This window comes from Streptomyces endophyticus (assembly GCF_035798155.1).
GTDB classification, from domain to species: Bacteria; Actinomycetota; Actinomycetes; order Streptomycetales; family Streptomycetaceae; genus Streptomyces; species Streptomyces endophyticus.
The window spans coordinates 48,934-65,483 of the sequence record NZ_JAOZYC010000152.1; the positions used below are offsets into that span (position 1 = coordinate 48,934).

Here is a 16,550-nt window from a genome sequence, read left to right on the forward strand (position 1 = left end):
CCAACAGCCCTGTGACTGCCTACGGTTCGGGATCATGAGGCCCCCCGTCGCGCCGGCAGGCTGGAGCCGCTGGCTCGTTCCCCCCGCCGCGCTCTCCGTTCATCTCTCCATCGGCCAGGCCTACGCCTGGAGCGTCTTCAAGCCGCCCCTGGAGTCGGCCCTCGGTCTGAGCGGCACGCAGAGCGCGCTGCCGTTCCAGCTCGGCATCGTGATGCTCGGCCTGTCGGCCGCCTTCGGCGGCACGCTCGTCGAGCGCAACGGGCCGCGCTGGGCGATGACCGTCGCGCTCATCTGCTTCTCCTCCGGCTTCCTGCTCTCCTCGCTGGGCGCCGCGACCGAGCAGTACTGGCTGATCGTGTTCGGCTACGGGTTCGTCGGCGGCATCGGCCTCGGCATCGGCTACATCTCGCCCGTCTCCACGCTGATCAAGTGGTTCCCCGACCGGCCCGGCATGGCCACCGGCATCGCGATCATGGGCTTCGGCGGCGGCGCGCTCATCGCGTCCCCGTGGAGCGCCCAGATGCTGGAGTCCTTCGGCGCGGACAGCGGCGGCATCGCGCTCGCGTTCCTGGTGCACGGGCTCGCGTACGCGGTGTTCATGACGCTCGGCGTGCTGCTCATCCGGGTTCCGGGGCCGCGTGCGCACCAGACGCGGCAGGGCGGGCGCACCGAGGAGGTCGCCGCCGCAGGCCCGCAGGTCTCCGCGAAGCAGGCGATCCGCACGCCCCAGTTCTGGTGCCTGTGGGTCGTCCTGACCATGAACGTGACCGCGGGCATCGGCATCCTGGAGAAGGCCGCGCCGATGATCACGGACTTCTTCTCCGACACCAGCACCCCGGTGTCCGTGTCCGCGGCCGCCGGCTTCGTGGCACTGCTCTCCGCGGCGAACATGGCGGGCCGCATCGGCTGGTCCTCCACCTCCGACCTCATCGGCCGCAAGAACATCTACCGCGTCTACCTCGGCGTGGGCGCCCTGATGTACCTGCTCATCGTCCTGTGGGGCGACTCCTCCAAGCCCCTCTTCGTGCTGTGCGCCCTCGTGATCCTCTCCTTCTACGGAGGCGGCTTCGCGACGGTCCCCGCGTACCTGAAGGACCTCTTCGGCACGTACCAGGTCGGCGCCATCCACGGCCGGCTGCTCACGGCCTGGTCCACGGCGGGCGTCCTCGGCCCGCTCATCGTCAACTGGGTCGCCGACAGCCAGGAGAGCGCGGGCAAGCACGGCGCCAATCTGTACGGCCTCTCGCTCATGATCATGATCGGCCTGCTGGTCGTCGGCTTCGTCGCCAATGAACTGGTACGTCCCGTGCACGCCCGCCACCACGTAGTCCCCGCCCCCAGGGAGCCCGCAGATGACATCGACGACGCCGCCACCGCCGCCGGAGACCGCAAGGAGCGCGCCTGAGCGGCGCGGCCTGATCGCCCTCGCCTGGCTGTGGGTCGGGCTGCCGCTCGCGTACGGAGTGTATGAACTGGTGCAAAAAGCCACACAGCTGTTCACCGGGTGAATGTCCGTAACCGGCCAGGCGGCTCCAGCAGAACTCTCCAAGTGAAACGGCACTTTCCTGTCACCGGCCGCCACCCGTTACTCGTGAGTCGCTGACCAGACTGGAGGATCCGCAGCTCACGAGGGGGCCTCCATGGTCGGTTCGCGCATTGTCGGTATCGGGCACCACCAGCCCGCCAGGATCCTCACCAATGAGGAACTGGCGGAAACGGTCGATACCAACGACGAATGGATTCGCAGTCGCGTCGGGATCCGCACCCGGCACATCGCGGGCCCCGACGAGCCGGTCGACGAGCTCGCCGCACACGCCGCCGCCAAGGCGCTGGCCGCGGCGGGCCTGACCGCGGCGGACATCGACCTGGTCGTCGTCGCGACCTCCACGGCCGTCAACCGCTCCCCGAACATGGCGGCCCGCGTCGCCCACCGCCTGGGCATCCCGTCCCCGGCCGCGCTCGACCTGAACGTGGTGTGCGCGGGCTTCACGCACGCCCTCGCCACCGCCGACCACACGCTGCGGGCCGGGGCCGCGACGCGCGCCCTCGTCATCGGCGCCGACAAGATGTCCGCCGTCACCGACTGGACCGACCGCTCGACGTGCGTCCTGGTCGGGGACGGGGCGGGCGCCGTGGTCGTCGAGCCGTGCGCCGAGGGCGAGGAGCCGGGGATCGGCCCGGTCCTGTGGGGCTCGGTCCCCGAGATGGGCGACGCCGTACGCATCGAGGGCGAGCCGGCCCGCTTCGCCCAGGAGGGGCAGTCGGTCTACCGCTGGGCCACCCGCTCGCTGCCGCCGCTGGCCCGCGAGGCCTGCGCGAAGGCCGGACTCGACCCGGCGGACCTCGCCGCGGTCGTCCTCCACCAGGCCAACCTGCGCATCATCGAGCCCCTCGCGGAGAAGATCGGCGCCGTGAACGCCGTGATCGCGCGGGACGTCGTCGACTCGGGCAACACCTCGGCCGCGAGCGTGCCGATCGCCCTGTCCAAGCTCGTCGAGCGCGGCGAACTGGTCAGCGGCGCGCCCGCGTTGCTCTTCGGCTTCGGCGGCAACCTCTCGTACGCGGGCCAGGTCGTCCGCTGCCCGTGATCCGGGCGGCGGGGCGTGGCGTACAGAATGTGACGAGGCCAACTCGCTCTAGCCGTGGCGATTGCGCTCGGTAAACTGTATTCCAAAGCCAATCCGGCATTCGTCGGAGCCGGCCTGCCGGATGCTCGAAGCTCAGGAGGGGGACCGCGATGTTGTCCACAGGACTGCCGCAGGGGGCGGTGCCCAAGCTGGAACGCCCCGGACCGCTGCGCGAGCGGGTCTACGAGGCGCTGCTCGAACTGATCACGACGCGGGCCCTGCAGCCCGGCCAGCACCTGGTCGAGAGCGAACTCGCCGGCCACCTCGGGGTCTCCCGCCAGCCGGTGCGCGAGGCGTTGCAGCGGCTGAACACCGAGGGCTGGGTGGACCTGCGCCCCGCACAGGGCGCGTTCGTGCACGAGCCGACGGAGGAGGAGGCCGACCAACTCCTCAGCGTCCGGACGCTGTTGGAGGCCGAGGCCGCCCGGCTCGCGGCGGCCAACGCGGGCAAGGCCGGCATCGGCGAGCTGGAGGCGCTCTGCGCCAAGGGCGAGCAGGCCGTCGCGGACGGGGACGTGGACCTGGTCGTCGCCACGAACGCGGAGTTCCACGCCAAGGTCATGGAACTCGCGGGCAACGTGGTCCTTGGCGAGCTCGCCGGCCAGGTCGACCGCCGGGTGCGCTGGTACTACCAGCCCGTCGCCCGGCAGCGCGGCGAGCAGTCCTGGATCGAGCACCGCCGGCTGATCGCGGCGATCTCGGCGCGCGACGAGGCGAAGGCCACCGCGGCGATGCGGGTGCACACCGAGCACACCCGCGAGACGTACCACCACCGCGACGAGGCCTGACGGGGGCCGCCTGACGGGGGCCGTTCCCGCCTCCGGCGGCAGGCTTTGTCCTGCGGCCGGAGAAAGTCATGGGCAATTCCCGCGCAACTTCTTCCCGCGCCGGGTGGGCGCTGCTACGTTCCCCATCGAAAGACGAACGTGAGCGCACGGCACCACCACCCGAAGAGGCCCGAAGCGGCGGGGAGGGGCACGTGAGACGCATGACGGCTCGACCCGCCAACGCGCACCAGGCGCGACTGCTGCGGCTGCTGCGCGACGCAGGTCCCAACTCCCGCGCCCAGCTGGGCGATCAGGTGGAACTGTCCCGGTCGCGGCTCGCCGTCGAGGTGGACCGCCTCCTCGACACCGGACTCGTGGTCGCCGACGGACTCGCCGCCTCGCGCGGCGGCCGCCGCTCCCACAACGTCCGGCTCGCCCCCTCGCTCCGCTTCCTCGGCGTGGACATCGGCGCGACCTCGGTCGACGTCGCCGTCACCAACGCCGAGCTGGAGATCCTCGGTCACATCGCCCAGCCCATGGACGTACGCGAGGGTCCCGTCGCCATCTTCGAGCAAGTCCTCGCCATGGCGGCCAAGTTGCGGGCCTCCGGGCTCGCCGAGGGATTCGACGGCGCGGGCATCGGCGTACCGGGGCCCGTGCGGTTCCCCGAAGGTGTCCCGGTCGCGCCGCCGATCATGCCCGGCTGGGACGGCTTCCCGGTCCGCGAGGCGCTCAGCCAGGAACTGGGCTGCCCCGTCATGGTCGACAACGACGTGAACCTGATGGCGATGGGGGAGCAGCACGCGGGCGTCGCCCGGCAGGCGCGCGACTTCCTCTGCGTCAAGATCGGCACCGGTATCGGCTGCGGCATCGTCGTCGGCGGCGAGGTCCACCGCGGCACCACCGGGTCCGCGGGCGACATCGGGCACATCCGCGTCGAGCAGGACGGCCGGCAGTGCGCCTGCGGCAACAAGGGCTGCCTGGAAGCACACTTCAGCGGCGCCGCGCTCGCCCGTGACGCGGAGGCCGCGGCCCGCGACGGGCGCTCCGCGGAACTTGCCGCACGACTGGAGAGCGCGGGGCGGCTCACCGCCGCCGACGTCGCGGCGGCCGCCGCGGCCGGCGACGCCACCTGCCTCGACCTGATCCGTGAGGGCGGCAACCGCACCGGGCAGGTCATCGCGTCCCTCGTCAGCTTCTTCAACCCGGGGCTCGTCGTCATCGGCGGCGGTGTCACCGGGCTCGGCCACACCTTGCTGGCCGCCCTGCGTACCCAGGTCTACCGTCAGTCGCTCCCCCTGGCGACCGGCAACCTCCCCATCGTGCTCGGGGAGTTGGGGCCCACCGCCGGAGTGACCGGCGGTGCCCGACTGATCAGCGACCACCTGTTCTCACCCGCGTAAGCCCAGCCGCACCACGCTGCTCCACGCACACCCTGTACGGCGCTCAGCTCCGCCCTGCCCTGCCCCGCTCTGCCCTGAAACCGGTCCGCACCCGCCCCGAGGGGAACCGTCATGGGACCCGATACGGCCTTGGCACCACCACTGCTCACCATGTCCGGCATCACCAAATCGTTCCCCGGCGTGCGCGCCCTGGACGGCGTCGACCTGGAGGTCCAGGCCGGGGAGGTGCACTGTCTGCTCGGCCAGAACGGCGCCGGGAAGTCCACCCTGATCAAGGTCCTCGCCGGGGCGCACCAGCCCGACGGCGGCGTCATCACCTGGCACGGCGAACAGGTCGCGCTGCGTTCGCCGATCGCCGCGATGCGCCTCGGCATCGCCACCATCTACCAGGAACTCGACCTGGTGGAGGCCCTGTCCGTGGCCGAGAACGTGTTCCTCGGGCACGAGCCGACCTCCGCCGGATTCGTCGTGCGCGGGAGCGCGGCCCGCACCGAGACGGCCGCGCTGCTGCGGCGGCTCGGCCACCCGGAGATCGACCCCGAGCGGCTCGTCGGCGACCTGTCCGCCGCCCATCAGCAGATCGTCTCCATGGCCCGCGCGCTCTCCCACGACGTACGGCTCATGGTCATGGACGAGCCGTCCGCCGCGCTCGACCCCGACGAGGTCGAGAACCTCTTCCGGATCGTCGGCGACCTGACCGCAGAGGGCGTCGCCGTCGTCTACATCTCCCACCGACTGGAGGAGATCCGCCGCATCGGCGACCGCGTCACCGTCCTCAAGGACGGCCGCGCGGTGGCGGTCGGCCTGCCCGCCGAACAGACTCCGACCCGCGACATCATCTCCCTGATGACGGGCCGCAACGTCGAGTACGTCTTCCCTGACCGGCCCAACAGCGGGCCACGTACGGACCCCGTCCTGAAGGTCCAAGGCCTCACCCGCGCCGGGGAGTTCGCGCCGTTCGACCTCGACATCCGGCCCGGCGAGATCGTCGGCCTCGCCGGGCTCGTGGGATCCGGGCGCTCCGAGATCCTGGAGACGATCTACGGAGCCCGTAAGCCGACGGCCGGTCAGATCGAGGTCGGCGGACGGTCGTTGCGCACCGGCAGCGTCCGCGCCGCCGTCCGCGCGGGGCTCGGGCTCGCCCCCGAGGAGCGCAAGGCGCAGGCCCTGCTGATGCTCGAATCGGTCACCCGCAACGTCTCCGTCTCCTCCATGTCCCGTTTCTCGTACGGAGGGTGGCTGGACCGCGGCCGGGAGCGCGAGGCCGCCCGCGGCGCCACCCGTGAACTCTCCCTGAGCCCCGACGACCCCTCCGTGCCGGTGCGCACGCTCTCCGGCGGCAACCAGCAGAAGGCCGTGCTCGCCCGCTGGCTGCTGCGCGGCTGCCGGGTGCTGCTGCTCGACGAGCCGACCCGCGGCGTCGACGTCGGCGCCCGCGCCGAGCTGTACGCCGTGATCCGCCGCCTCGCCGACGAGGGCCTCGCCGTCCTCCTCGTCTCCAGCGAGGTCCCCGAGGTCCTCGGCCTCGCCGACCGCGTCCTGGTCCTTCGGGAGGGCCGCGTCATCCACGAGTCCCCGGCGACGGACCTGGACGAACACGGGGTCCTCGACCTGGTGTTGGAGGGTGCGCGATGACGAGCGACACGACGATGACACCGGCCCGGCATCGCGGGTTGACCGGGTCCGTGAGGTGTGCGGTACCGCGTATGGCGGCCGGGTTCGTGAGGTGTCTGGCATCGCGCATGGCGGCCGGGCGCGCGAGGCGGCCGGTACACCGCGCGGCGACCGGGTCCGCGAGGCGACCGGTACACCGCACGACGAAGACACCCCACCGAGTTCACACCATCCGCCCCCGAAGGGACCTGGCGTCATGACGCACCCCGCTCCCGCCGCCAGTCCGGCGGCCCCCGAGGCCGCTCCGGCCAAGAGTCGACCCCGTGTCGTCCGGATGGACCTCCGTACGCTTTCGCTCCTCGGTGTCCTCGCCGCCCTGGTCGTGATCGGCGGTATCACGCAGCCGGACTCCTTCCTGGACACGGACAACCTCCAACTCGTCCTCACCCAGGCCTCCGTCATCGGCGTCGTCACCGTCGGCATGACCTTCGTGATCATGTCCGGCGGGATCGACCTCTCCGTCGGCGCGATCGTCGCCCTCGCCGGGGTCTGGGCCACCACCGTCGCCACCCAGGAGTACGGCTTCGCCGGCGTCCTGTTCACCGCGATCCTCGTCGGCGTCGGCTGCGGCCTCGTCAACGGCGTACTGATCGCGTACGGCGGCATGGTCCCGTTCATCGCCACCCTCGCGATGCTCGCCTCGGGCCGCGGCCTCGCCCTGCAGATCACCGACGGCAAGACCCAAATGGTCACCGTGCCGGGCGTGTTGAAGCTCGGCGAGCGCGACTCCTACGTGCTCGGGATCCCGCCCCTGGTGCTGGTCTTCGTCGCGGTCACCGTGATCGGCTGGCTGATCCTCAACCGCACCACCTTCGGCCGCCGCACCGTCGCCGTCGGCGGCAACGCCGAGGCGGCCCGCCTCGCCGGCATCGACGTGCGCCGCCAGCGCCTCTATCTGTACCTGCTCTCCGGCCTGTGCTGCGGCATCGCGGCCTTCCTGCTGATCGTGCTCTCCGGCTCGGGCCAGAACACCAACGGCAACCTCTACGAACTCGACGCCATCGCCGCCGCCATCATCGGCGGCACCCTGCTCACCGGCGGTCGCGGCACCATCGTCGGCTCCGTCCTCGGCGTCCTGATCTTCACCACGATCCAGAACATCTTCGCGCTGAACAACCTGCAGAGCGACGTCCAGCAGATCGCCAAGGGCGCCATCATCGTCGTGGCGGTCCTGGTGCAGCGGCGCACGGCCAGCACATCCCATTGAAACGCGGAAAGGGACACGCCATGCCAGAGACAACGAGCCGCCGAGGACTGATCTTCGGCGCGGCCGCGGCCGTCACCGCGGGCGGACTGCTCACCGCCTGCACCAGCAACGAGCCCAGCGACAAGAGCGACGACAAGAAGGCCGCCGACCAGCCGGTCGCCGACGACAAGAAGGGCAAGCAGGTCACCATCGGCTTCGCGGGCCCGCAGGCCGACCACGGCTGGCTCAACGCCATCAACGACAACGCCAAGGAACGCGCCAAGAAATACGCGGACGTCACCCTGGAGTCCACCGAGGGCTCCAACGACACCGCCGCGCAGATCGGCCAGGTCGAGACCCTCATCAACAAGAAGGTCGACGTCCTTGTCGTGCTGCCCGCCGACGGCAAGGCACTGACCCAGGTGGGCCTGAAGGCGATGCGCGCCGGCATCCCCGTCGTGAACCTGGACCGCATCTTCAACACCCCACAGGCGTACCGGTGCTGGATCGGCGGCGACAACTACGGCATGGGCCTGAGCGCCGGTCACTACATCGGCGAGCAGCTCAAGGACAAGAAGAACGCGAAGGTCGTCGAGCTCGCCGGGCTCGACAACCTCGAACTCACCAAACAGCGCACCGAGGGCTTCGACGCCGCCCTGAAGAACTACCCCAACATCAAGAAGGTGGCCCGGCAGGCCGCCGAGTTCACGGTCGAGTCCGGACAGGCCAAGATGGCCCAACTCCTCCAGGCACAGAAGGGCTTCGACGCCCTGTGGAACCACGACGACGACCAGGGCGTCGGCGCCCTGCGCGCCATCAAGCAGGCAGGGCGCGACGACTTCCTGATGGTCGGCGGCGCGGGCGCGCTCTCCGCGTTCGAGGAGATCAAGCAGGACCGGGGCGTGCTGAAGGCCACCGTCCTGTACCCGCCGACCATGGCCGCCTCCGCGATCGACCTGGCCCGCGCGCTCGGCCAGGGCAAGGGCATCAGCGGCATGTCCGAGTTCGAGATCCCCGCCCACGTGACGCTGTACTCGGCCGTCGTCGACAAGGACAACGTCGACCAGTACATGCCCACCGGCTTCAAGTGAGCCCCGCCCGTACGACTGGAGGGTCAGCGAACACCGCGCGGACGAGGAGGACTTCTGCATGGCAGGCAGCAACGGTCACGACGGGGCGAGGCCCGTCCTGGGTGTCGGCATGGTCGGGTACGCGTTCATGGGCGCCGCCCACTCGCAGGGCTGGCGCACCGTGGGCCACGTCTTCGACCTTCCGCTCACGCCCTCACTCGCCGCGATCTGCGGCCGTGACGCCTCGGGGGTGCGCGCCGCGGCCGACCGGCTCGGGTGGGCCGCGGCAGAGACCGACTGGCGGGCGCTGATCGCCCGGGACGATGTCGACCTGGTCGACATCTGCACGCCCGGCGACAGCCACGCCGAGATCGCCGTCGCCGCCCTGGAGGCCGGCAAGCACGTGCTGTGCGAGAAGCCGCTCGCCAACTCGGTCGAGGAGGCGGAGGTGATGGCGGAGGCCGCCGAACGGGCCGCCGCCAACGGCCAGTTGGCGATGGTCGGCTTCAACTACCGCCGTGTTCCGGCCATCGCGCTGGCCCGCCGCATGGTCGCCGACGGGCGCATCGGCACCCTGCGTCACGTCCGCGCCCACTACCTCCAGGACTGGCTCGTCGACCCCGCCTTCCCGCTCACCTGGCGGCTGCAGAGGCCGCACGCGGGCTCCGGCGCCCTCGGCGACCTCGGCGCGCACGCCGTGGACCTCGCCCAGTACCTCGCGGGCGAACCCGTGACCGGCGTCTCCGCGCTCACGGAGACCTTCGTCCGCGAACGCCCGCTCCTGGACGGCGCGTCCTCCGGGCTCTCCGCGGCCGGGGGCGGCGACGCGGGCACCGGGCCCGTCACCGTCGACGACGCGGCCCTGTTCACCGGCCGATTCGCCTCCGGCGCCCTCGCCTCCTTCGAGGCCACCCGGTTCGCGGCCGGCCGCAAGAACGCGCTCACCATCGAACTCAACGGCTCCCACGGCACGTTGGCCTTCGACCTGGAGCGCCTCAACGAACTGTCCTTCCACGACCACACCGAACCCGCCGAGCGCGCCGGCTTCCGGCGGATCCTCGCCACCGAGCCGGAACACCCCTACCTGGAGGCCTGGTGGCCGCCGGGCCACGGCCTCGGCTACGAGCACACGTTCACCCACCAGGCCCGCGACCTCGTCACGGCCATCGCCGAAGGGGCGCAGCCCCACCCGTCGTTCGCCGACGGGCTCCAGGTGCAGCGCGTCCTCGCGGCGGTCGAGGAGAGCGCGGCCAAGAACTCCGTCTACACCCCGATCCCGGCCTGAGGGCCCCCTGCCCGAGAGGAGCCATCCATGCCCCGCCCGTTCACCCTCTTCACCGGTCAGTGGGCCGACCTGCCGCTCGAAGACGTGTGCCGCATCGCCCGCGACGCCGGGTACGACGGCCTCGAACTCGCCTGCTGGGGCGACCACTTCGAGGTCGACAAGGCCCTCGACGACCCCGGCTACATCAAGGGGCGCCACGCCCTCCTCGACAAGTACGGCCTCAAGTGCTGGGCCATCTCCAACCACCTGGTCGGCCAGGCCGTCTGCGACGCCATCATCGACGAACGCCACGAGGCGATCCTGCCGTCCCGCATCTGGGGGCACGGCGAGGCCGAGGGCGTCCGCCAGCGGGCCGCCGCCGAGATCAAGGACACCGCCCGCGCGGCCGCCGCCTTCGGCGTCGACACGGTCATCGGGTTCACCGGATCGGCCATCTGGCACCTCGTCGCCATGTTCCCGCCCGTGCCCGAGTCGATGATCGAGCGGGGCTACGAGGACTTCGCCGAACGCTGGAACCCCATCCTCGACGTGTTCGACGCCGAGGGCGTCCGCTTCGCCCACGAGGTCCACCCGAGCGAGATCGCCTACGACTACTGGACCACGCACAAGGCGCTCGCGGCGGTCGACCACCGGCCGGCCTTCGGCCTGAACTTCGACCCCTCCCACTTCGTGTGGCAGGACCTCGACCCGGTCGGCTTCCTCTACGACTTCCGCGACCGCATCCTCCACGTCGACTGCAAGGAGGCCCGCAAGCGCCTCGACGGCCGCAACGGCCGCCTCGGCTCCCACCTCCCGTGGGGAGACCCCCGCCGCGGCTGGGACTTCGTGTCCGCCGGGCACGGGGACGTCCCCTGGGAGGACGTGTTCCGCATGCTCCGCTCCATCGACTACTCCGGGCCGATCTCGGTGGAGTGGGAGGACGCGGGCATGGACCGCCTCCAGGGCGCCCCCGAGGCACTGACCCGCCTGAAGGCCTTCGACTACGAACCACCCACGGCGTCCTTCGACGCGGCGTTCAACAGCTGAGCCCGAGAGCTGGGCCGCGCGACCCGATCCGCTGGTCGCGCGGCCGATCCGCCATGCCCAAAACCGGCTTTGTCCTGAAGTAGGAAAAAGCTCAACTCTTAGACGTACAAGGTCTGTTCGGACGGGACAAACACGACTAGCGTCCTCCCCCGAACGTATGCACGGCACACACACTGCACTCACGGCACAGATCCCCCCGGGGCGACGGCGCGCCCCGGCGTATCGCACGACCCGCCCCTCTGTCCGGAGGAACCCGTGCACAGGAAACGCCTGAGAACCCGCAACGCACTCGCCCTGCTCACCGGCACCCTGCTCGCCGCCGCCTCGCTCACCTTCTCGGCGGCCGCGGCCCCCGCGCCCGTCGCCGGAGCTGCCGCGGCCGAGGACTTCCAGCAGGTCACCCTCGCCAAGGGCGCGGAGGAGGTCGGCGAGCCGATGTCGCTGGCCGTCCTGCCGGACCGCAAGGTCCTGCACACCTCGCGCGACGGCGTGCTGCGCCTGACCGACGAGAACGGCACCACCAAGGTCGCCGGCAAACTCGACGTCTACAGCCACGACGAAGAGGGCCTCCAGGGCGTCGGCGTCGACCCGAACTTCAGCGAGAACCGCGCGATCTACCTCTACTACGCGCCCCCGCTGAACACCCCGGCAGGCGACGCCCCCAACGACGGCACGGCCGCCGACTTCGCCCCCTTCGACGGCTACAACCGGCTCTCCCGGTTCACGCTCAACACCGACGGCACGCTGAACAAGGACTCCGAGAAGAAGGTCCTCGACGTCACGACCTCGCGCGGCATCTGCTGCCACGTCGGCGGCGACATCGACTTCGACAAGGACGGCAACCTGTACCTGTCGACCGGCGACGACTCCAACCCGTTCGCCTCCGACGGCTACACGCCCATCGACGAGCGCTCCACCCGCAACCCGGCCTACGACGCCCAGCGTTCGGCCGGCAACACCAACGACCTCCGCGGCAAGATCCTCCGCGTCAAGGTCGCGGCCGACGGCTCGTACACCATCCCGGACGGCAACCTGTTCGCCCCCGGCACCGACAAGACGCGGCCCGAGATCTACGCGATGGGCTTCCGCAATCCGTTCCGGATGAGCGTCGACAAGCCCACCGGCATCGTCTACGTCGGCGACTACGGGCCCGACGCGGGCACCGCCGACGCCAAGCGCGGCCCCGCGGGCCAGGTCGAGTTCGCCCGCGTGACGAAGGCGGGCAACTTCGGCTGGCCGTACTGCACCGGCGACAACGATGCCTACGTGGACTACGACTTCGCGACGGGCGCCTCCGGCTCGAACTTCGACTGCGCGGCGCCGAAGAACACCTCGCCGCACAACACAGGACTCACCGACCTGCCGCCCGCGCAGGCCGCGTGGATCCCCTACGACGGCGGCTCCGTCCCGGAGTTCGGCTCCGGCTCCGAGTCCCCGATGGGCGGCCCCGTCTACCGCTACGACGCCGCCAACACCTCCCCGGTGAAGTTCCCCGAGGCGTACGACGGCGACTTCTTCGCCGGTGAGTTCGGCCGGCAGTGGATCAAGCGGATCGAGCAGGACGCCGACGGCAAGGTCACCTCGATCAACCCGTTCCCCTGGACCGGCACCCAGGTGATGGACATGGCCTTCGGCCCCGACGGCGCGCTGTACGTCCTCGACTACGGCCTCTCCTGGTTCGGCGGCGACGAGAACTCCGCCCTGTACCGCATCGAGAACGCCACCGAAGGACACTCGCCGACCATCGACGCCAAGTCCGACAAGACCTCCGGCCAGGCGCCCCTGAAGGCGCAGTTCACCTCCACGGCCTCCGACGCCGACGGTGACGCGCTCACGTACTCCTGGAACTTCGGCGACGGCACCACCGGCACCGGCGCCTCTCCCAGCCACACCTACAAGAAGAACGGCACCTACACCGCGACCGTCACCGCCAAGGACTCCACGGGCCGCACCGGCAGCGCCGACGTGCACCTCGTCGTCGGCAACACCGCGCCCAAGGTGACCCTGGAGCTGCCCGCCGACGGCCAGCTGTTCACCTTCGGCGACAAGGTCCCCTTCAAGGTGAAGGTCACCGACCCGGAGGACGGGGCCATCGACTGCTCCAAGGTCAAGGTCACCCACATCCTCGGCCATGACAGCCACGGCCACCCGATCACCTCGGCCACCGGCTGCTCCGGCACCATCCAGACCAGCGCCGACAGCGAGCACGACCCGAACGCCAACGTCTTCGGCGTCTTCGACGCCGAGTACACCGACAAGGGCGCGAACGGCCAGCCGGCGCTGACCACGCACGACCAGCACGTCACCCAGCAGAAGCACCGCCAGGCCGAGCACTACGGCGACTCCAAGGGCGTCTCGGTCGTCAGCCACGACGCGGCCAACGGCGGCAAGGCCGTCGGCACCATCGAGAACGGCGACTGGATCTCCTTCAAGCCGTACATGATCGGGAACGCCAAGTCCCTGAAGGCGCGCGTCGCCTCGGCGGGCAGCGGCGGCACCCTGGAGATCCGCACCGGCTCGGCGACCGGCAAGCTCGTCGGCAGCGCCAAGGTCGCACCGACCGGCTCCTGGGAGACGTACACCGACGTCACCACCGCCATCAGCAAGCCGCCCACCAAGAGCACCACGCTCTACCTGGTCTTCAAGGGCGCGGGCGGCAACAACCTGTTCGAGATCGACGACTTCACCTTCACCACGGGCTGAGAGGAGCAGGACAGCATGCGCACCTCCGTAAAGCTCGGCCTCGCGACGGCCGCCGCCGCCCTGCTCATCGGCGGACTGACGGCCCCGGCCACCTCGGCGCCCCAGGGCGCCGGGGCCGGCGACCGGGTCCTGGTGTTCTCCAAGACCGCCGGATTCCGGCACGACTCCATCCCCGAGGGCATCGCCGCCCTGAAGGAACTCGGCGCCGCCGACCGGCTCGCCGTCGACACCACCGAGGACGCGACCGCCTTCACCCCGGGCAACCTCGCCCGGTACAAGGCCGTCGTCTTCCTCTCCACCACAGGCGACGTGCTCGACGCCGCACAACAGAAGGCGTTCGAGGGCTACGTCGCCAAGGGCGGCGGCTACCTGGGCGTGCACGCCGCCGCCGACACCGAGTACGACTGGGACTACTACGGCGGCCTCGTCGGCGCCTGGTTCCAGGGCCACCCGGCGATCCAGCCGGCCACGGTCCGCGTCGAGGACCACAAGCATCCGGCCACCCGCGATCTGCCGGACGCCTGGCAGCGCACCGACGAGTGGTACAACTACCGCTCCAACCCGCGCGACAACGACCGGCCCGTGCACGTACTCGCCTCGCTCGACGAGACGACGTACTCCGGCGGCACCATGAAGGGCGACCATCCGATCGCCTGGTGCCAGAACTTCGGCGGCGGCCGCGCCTTCTACACCGGCGGCGGACACACCAAGGAGTCCTACGCCGACCCCGCGTTCCGCGGCCATCTGCGCGGCGGCCTGCAGTACGCCACCGGGAAGGTCGCGGCCAACTGCCGCCCGAACACCGGCTACCGGGACCTCTTCAACGGCGAGACGCTCGACGGCTGGAAACAGGCCGGGCCGGGCAGCTTCGCCGTGGATCCCGCGAAGGGGACCCTCAACTCCCAAGGCGGCATGGGCCTGCTCTGGTACCAGGCCAAGCAGCTGAAGTCGTACTCCCTGAAGCTCGACTGGAAGATGTCGAGCGCCGACGGCGACGACAACTCGGGTGTCTTCGTGGGCTTCCCGGCCTCCGACGACCCCTGGTCCGCCGTCGACAAGGGCTACGAGATCCAGATCGACGCCACCGACGCACCCGACCGCACCACCGGCGCGATCTACTCCTTCCAGTCCGCCGACCTCGCGGCCCGCGACAAGGCCCTGAAGCCGCCGGGGGAGTGGAACTCCTACGAGATCAAGGTGCGGGGCGAGCGCCTCCAGGTGTTCCTCAACGGAGTCGAGGTCAACGACTTCACCAACAAGGACCCCGAGCGGAGCCTGACCGACGGCTACATCGGTCTGCAGAACCACGGCGACTCCGACCAGGTGTCCTTCCGCAAGATCCGCCTGAAGGAACTGTCCACGGCCACCACCGGATCCGCCACGGGCGCGCTGCCCGGCGCGGGCGACTAGGACGGCGGCGGGCGAGGGACGCCGGACCCCCGCCCGCCGCCTTGCCCCGCCCCCGGCGGGGTGCCGAGCAGGTGCGCGTACGGCGTCCCGTACGGCACCTCCTACGGCTTCGCGGATGGTTTCGCGCATCACGTCACGCTCGACCAGGAGGCTGCCCATGTCCGCCGGTTCCTTCTCCTCCCCCCTGTCCGCCACGGACCGACGGTTCGGCGTGTGGCTGGTCGGGGCCCGCGGCTCCGTCGCCACCACGGCGATCGCGGGCTGCGCCGCCATCGGCGCCGGGCTGCATCCGCCCTCCGGGATGGTCACGGAGACCGAGCCGTTCACCACGGCCGCCCTGCCACCCCTGACGTCCCTCGTCTTCGGTGGCCACGACACGCTCGACTGCCCGCTGCCCAAACGCGCCGAGCAGCTCGCCGCCGGGGGAGTGCTGCCGCACGGACTGCCGGGCGCGGTGCACGCCGAACTCGCGGCCGCCGACCGGGAGATCGTGCCTGGCGGGCCGCTCCCCGGCGACGGCCGCACCCAGGACGAGCTGATCGCCGCCTTCACCGCCGACATCAACGCCTTCGTACGACGCCACGCCCTGGCCGGGGCCGTGGTCCTGAACGTCGCCTCCACCGAGGCGCCACCACGCGGCGACGACCTCCCGGCCAGCTCCCTGTACGCGGCGGCGGCCCTGCGCGCCGGTTGCCCGTACATCAACTTCACCCCCTCCACGGGACTCCACCACCCCTCTCTTCAGCACGCGGCCCACACCGCGGGCGTCCCCTTCGCGGGCCGCGACGGCAAGACCGGGCAGACCCTGCTGCGGTCCGTGCTCGGCCCGATGTTCCGCAGGCGCGCGCTCGACGTGCGCGCCTGGTCCGGTACCAACCTCCTCGGCGGCGGCGACGGCGCGGCCCTCGCCGATCCGGCCGCGGCCGCCGCGAAGAACGCGGGCAAGGAACGCGTCCTCGCCGACACCCTCGGCGCCGTCCCGCAGGGCGAGGTCCACATCGACGACGTCCCGGCGCTCGGCGACTGGAAGACGGCCTGGGACCACATCGCCTTCGACGGTTTCCTCGGCGCGCGGATGACCCTGCAGACCACGTGGCAGGGGTGCGACTCGGCCCTCGCCGCACCCCTCGTCCTCGACCTCGCGCGGCTGCTGCTGCGCGCCGCGGAGGCCGGACTGGCGGGTCCCCGACCGGAGTTGGGCTTCTACTTCAAGGATCCCGACCCCGGCGCGTCCTCCGACCTGGACCACCAGTACGAGGCCCTGCTCGCGTTCGCCGGCCGCCTGCGGGACGGTGCGGCGTGAGCCGGTCGGCTGCCGCCGGGGCGGGTGGGCCGGGTGAGCGGGGCGGGACGGGCGAGCGGGGCGGGACGGGCGAGCGGGGCCGTGCCTCGGGCGAGG

Annotated in this window: 13 protein-coding genes; all 13 read left to right on the top strand. The window is 71.1% G+C overall.

From position 1 onward, the window contains the following. The first annotated feature begins 34 nt into the window (after nucleotides 1–34). The 13 genes from OKJ99_RS30810 to OKJ99_RS30865 all read left to right on the top strand — a co-directional run bounded on the left by OKJ99_RS30810 (nucleotide 35) and on the right by OKJ99_RS30865 (nucleotide 16,454). Nucleotides 35–1,405: an OFA family MFS transporter gene (locus OKJ99_RS30810; RefSeq protein WP_326021224.1), complete on the top strand. Its 1,371-nt coding sequence runs from the start codon at nucleotides 35–37 to the stop codon at nucleotides 1,403–1,405. Then, a complete protein-coding gene (locus OKJ99_RS43845) occupies nucleotides 1,353–1,508 on the top strand; it encodes an MFS transporter small subunit (protein ID WP_456115203.1) in 156 nt (51 codons plus the stop codon). The genes OKJ99_RS30810 and OKJ99_RS43845 overlap by 53 nt, the downstream gene beginning before the upstream one ends. A gap of 132 nt (nucleotides 1,509–1,640) precedes the next feature. Continuing rightward, complete coding sequence (locus OKJ99_RS30815) at nucleotides 1,641–2,588, top strand: beta-ketoacyl-ACP synthase III (RefSeq protein ID WP_326021225.1); 948 nt, start codon at nucleotides 1,641–1,643, stop codon at nucleotides 2,586–2,588. Nucleotides 2,589–2,737: 149 nt separating this feature from the next. Then, the gene (locus OKJ99_RS30820) at nucleotides 2,738–3,415 is read left to right on the top strand and encodes a GntR family transcriptional regulator (protein WP_326021226.1); all 678 of its coding nucleotides are present in this window, start codon (nucleotides 2,738–2,740) and stop codon (nucleotides 3,413–3,415) included. A 200-nt stretch (nucleotides 3,416–3,615) separates the two neighbouring features. Then, nucleotides 3,616–4,797, top strand: a complete 1,182-nt coding sequence (locus tag OKJ99_RS30825) for an ROK family transcriptional regulator (RefSeq protein ID WP_326021227.1) — start codon at nucleotides 3,616–3,618, stop codon at nucleotides 4,795–4,797. Nucleotides 4,798–4,947: 150 nt separating this feature from the next. After that, nucleotides 4,948–6,432, top strand: a complete 1,485-nt coding sequence (locus OKJ99_RS30830) for a sugar ABC transporter ATP-binding protein (RefSeq protein WP_407700801.1) — start codon at nucleotides 4,948–4,950, stop codon at nucleotides 6,430–6,432. A 313-nt stretch (nucleotides 6,433–6,745) separates the two neighbouring features. Beyond that, nucleotides 6,746–7,678 carry an ABC transporter permease gene (locus OKJ99_RS30835; RefSeq protein WP_326021238.1) on the top strand — a complete coding sequence of 311 codons (933 nt, stop codon included), beginning with the start codon at nucleotides 6,746–6,748 and terminating at the stop codon, nucleotides 7,676–7,678. Between the two features lie 20 nt (nucleotides 7,679–7,698). Then, the gene (locus OKJ99_RS30840; protein WP_326021229.1) at nucleotides 7,699–8,748 is read left to right on the top strand and encodes a substrate-binding domain-containing protein; all 1,050 of its coding nucleotides are present in this window, start codon (nucleotides 7,699–7,701) and stop codon (nucleotides 8,746–8,748) included. A 58-nt stretch (nucleotides 8,749–8,806) separates the two neighbouring features. Then, on the top strand, nucleotides 8,807–10,012 hold the full coding sequence (locus OKJ99_RS30845) for a Gfo/Idh/MocA family protein (RefSeq protein WP_326021230.1): 1,206 nt from the start codon (nucleotides 8,807–8,809) through the stop codon (nucleotides 10,010–10,012). A 27-nt stretch (nucleotides 10,013–10,039) separates the two neighbouring features. Next, nucleotides 10,040–11,038 carry a sugar phosphate isomerase/epimerase family protein gene (locus OKJ99_RS30850; RefSeq protein ID WP_326021231.1) on the top strand — a complete coding sequence of 333 codons (999 nt, stop codon included), beginning with the start codon at nucleotides 10,040–10,042 and terminating at the stop codon, nucleotides 11,036–11,038. A gap of 255 nt (nucleotides 11,039–11,293) precedes the next feature. Continuing rightward, nucleotides 11,294–13,741, top strand: a complete 2,448-nt coding sequence (locus OKJ99_RS30855) for a PQQ-dependent sugar dehydrogenase (protein WP_326021232.1) — start codon at nucleotides 11,294–11,296, stop codon at nucleotides 13,739–13,741. A 15-nt stretch (nucleotides 13,742–13,756) separates the two neighbouring features. Then, the gene (locus tag OKJ99_RS30860) at nucleotides 13,757–15,151 is read left to right on the top strand and encodes a ThuA domain-containing protein (protein WP_326021233.1); all 1,395 of its coding nucleotides are present in this window, start codon (nucleotides 13,757–13,759) and stop codon (nucleotides 15,149–15,151) included. Between the two features lie 157 nt (nucleotides 15,152–15,308). Further along, nucleotides 15,309–16,454: an inositol-3-phosphate synthase gene (locus tag OKJ99_RS30865; RefSeq protein ID WP_326021234.1), complete on the top strand. Its 1,146-nt coding sequence runs from the start codon at nucleotides 15,309–15,311 to the stop codon at nucleotides 16,452–16,454. Nucleotides 16,455–16,550 lie beyond the last annotated feature (96 nt).

Bases quoted from the DNA above. Each gene is read 5' to 3' on its own strand.
- OKJ99_RS30850 (WP_326021231.1), top strand. From the start codon at position 10,040: ATGCCCCGCCCGTTCACCCTCTTCACCGGTCAGTGGGCCGACCTGCCG.
- OKJ99_RS30865 (WP_326021234.1), top strand. From the start codon at position 15,309: ATGTCCGCCGGTTCCTTCTCCTCCCCCCTGTCCGCCACGGACCGACGG.
- OKJ99_RS30820 (WP_326021226.1), top strand. From the start codon at position 2,738: ATGTTGTCCACAGGACTGCCGCAGGGGGCGGTGCCCAAGCTGGAACGC.
- OKJ99_RS30810 (WP_326021224.1), top strand. From the start codon at position 35: ATGAGGCCCCCCGTCGCGCCGGCAGGCTGGAGCCGCTGGCTCGTTCCC.
- OKJ99_RS30840 (WP_326021229.1), top strand. From the start codon at position 7,699: ATGCCAGAGACAACGAGCCGCCGAGGACTGATCTTCGGCGCGGCCGCG.
- OKJ99_RS30830 (WP_407700801.1), top strand. From the start codon at position 4,948: ATGTCCGGCATCACCAAATCGTTCCCCGGCGTGCGCGCCCTGGACGGC.
- OKJ99_RS30825 (WP_326021227.1), top strand. From the start codon at position 3,616: ATGACGGCTCGACCCGCCAACGCGCACCAGGCGCGACTGCTGCGGCTG.
- OKJ99_RS30845 (WP_326021230.1), top strand. From the start codon at position 8,807: ATGGCAGGCAGCAACGGTCACGACGGGGCGAGGCCCGTCCTGGGTGTC.
- OKJ99_RS30860 (WP_326021233.1), top strand. From the start codon at position 13,757: ATGCGCACCTCCGTAAAGCTCGGCCTCGCGACGGCCGCCGCCGCCCTG.
- OKJ99_RS43845 (WP_456115203.1), top strand. From the start codon at position 1,353: ATGACATCGACGACGCCGCCACCGCCGCCGGAGACCGCAAGGAGCGCG.
- OKJ99_RS30815 (WP_326021225.1), top strand. From the start codon at position 1,641: ATGGTCGGTTCGCGCATTGTCGGTATCGGGCACCACCAGCCCGCCAGG.
- OKJ99_RS30835 (WP_326021238.1), top strand. From the start codon at position 6,746: ATGGACCTCCGTACGCTTTCGCTCCTCGGTGTCCTCGCCGCCCTGGTC.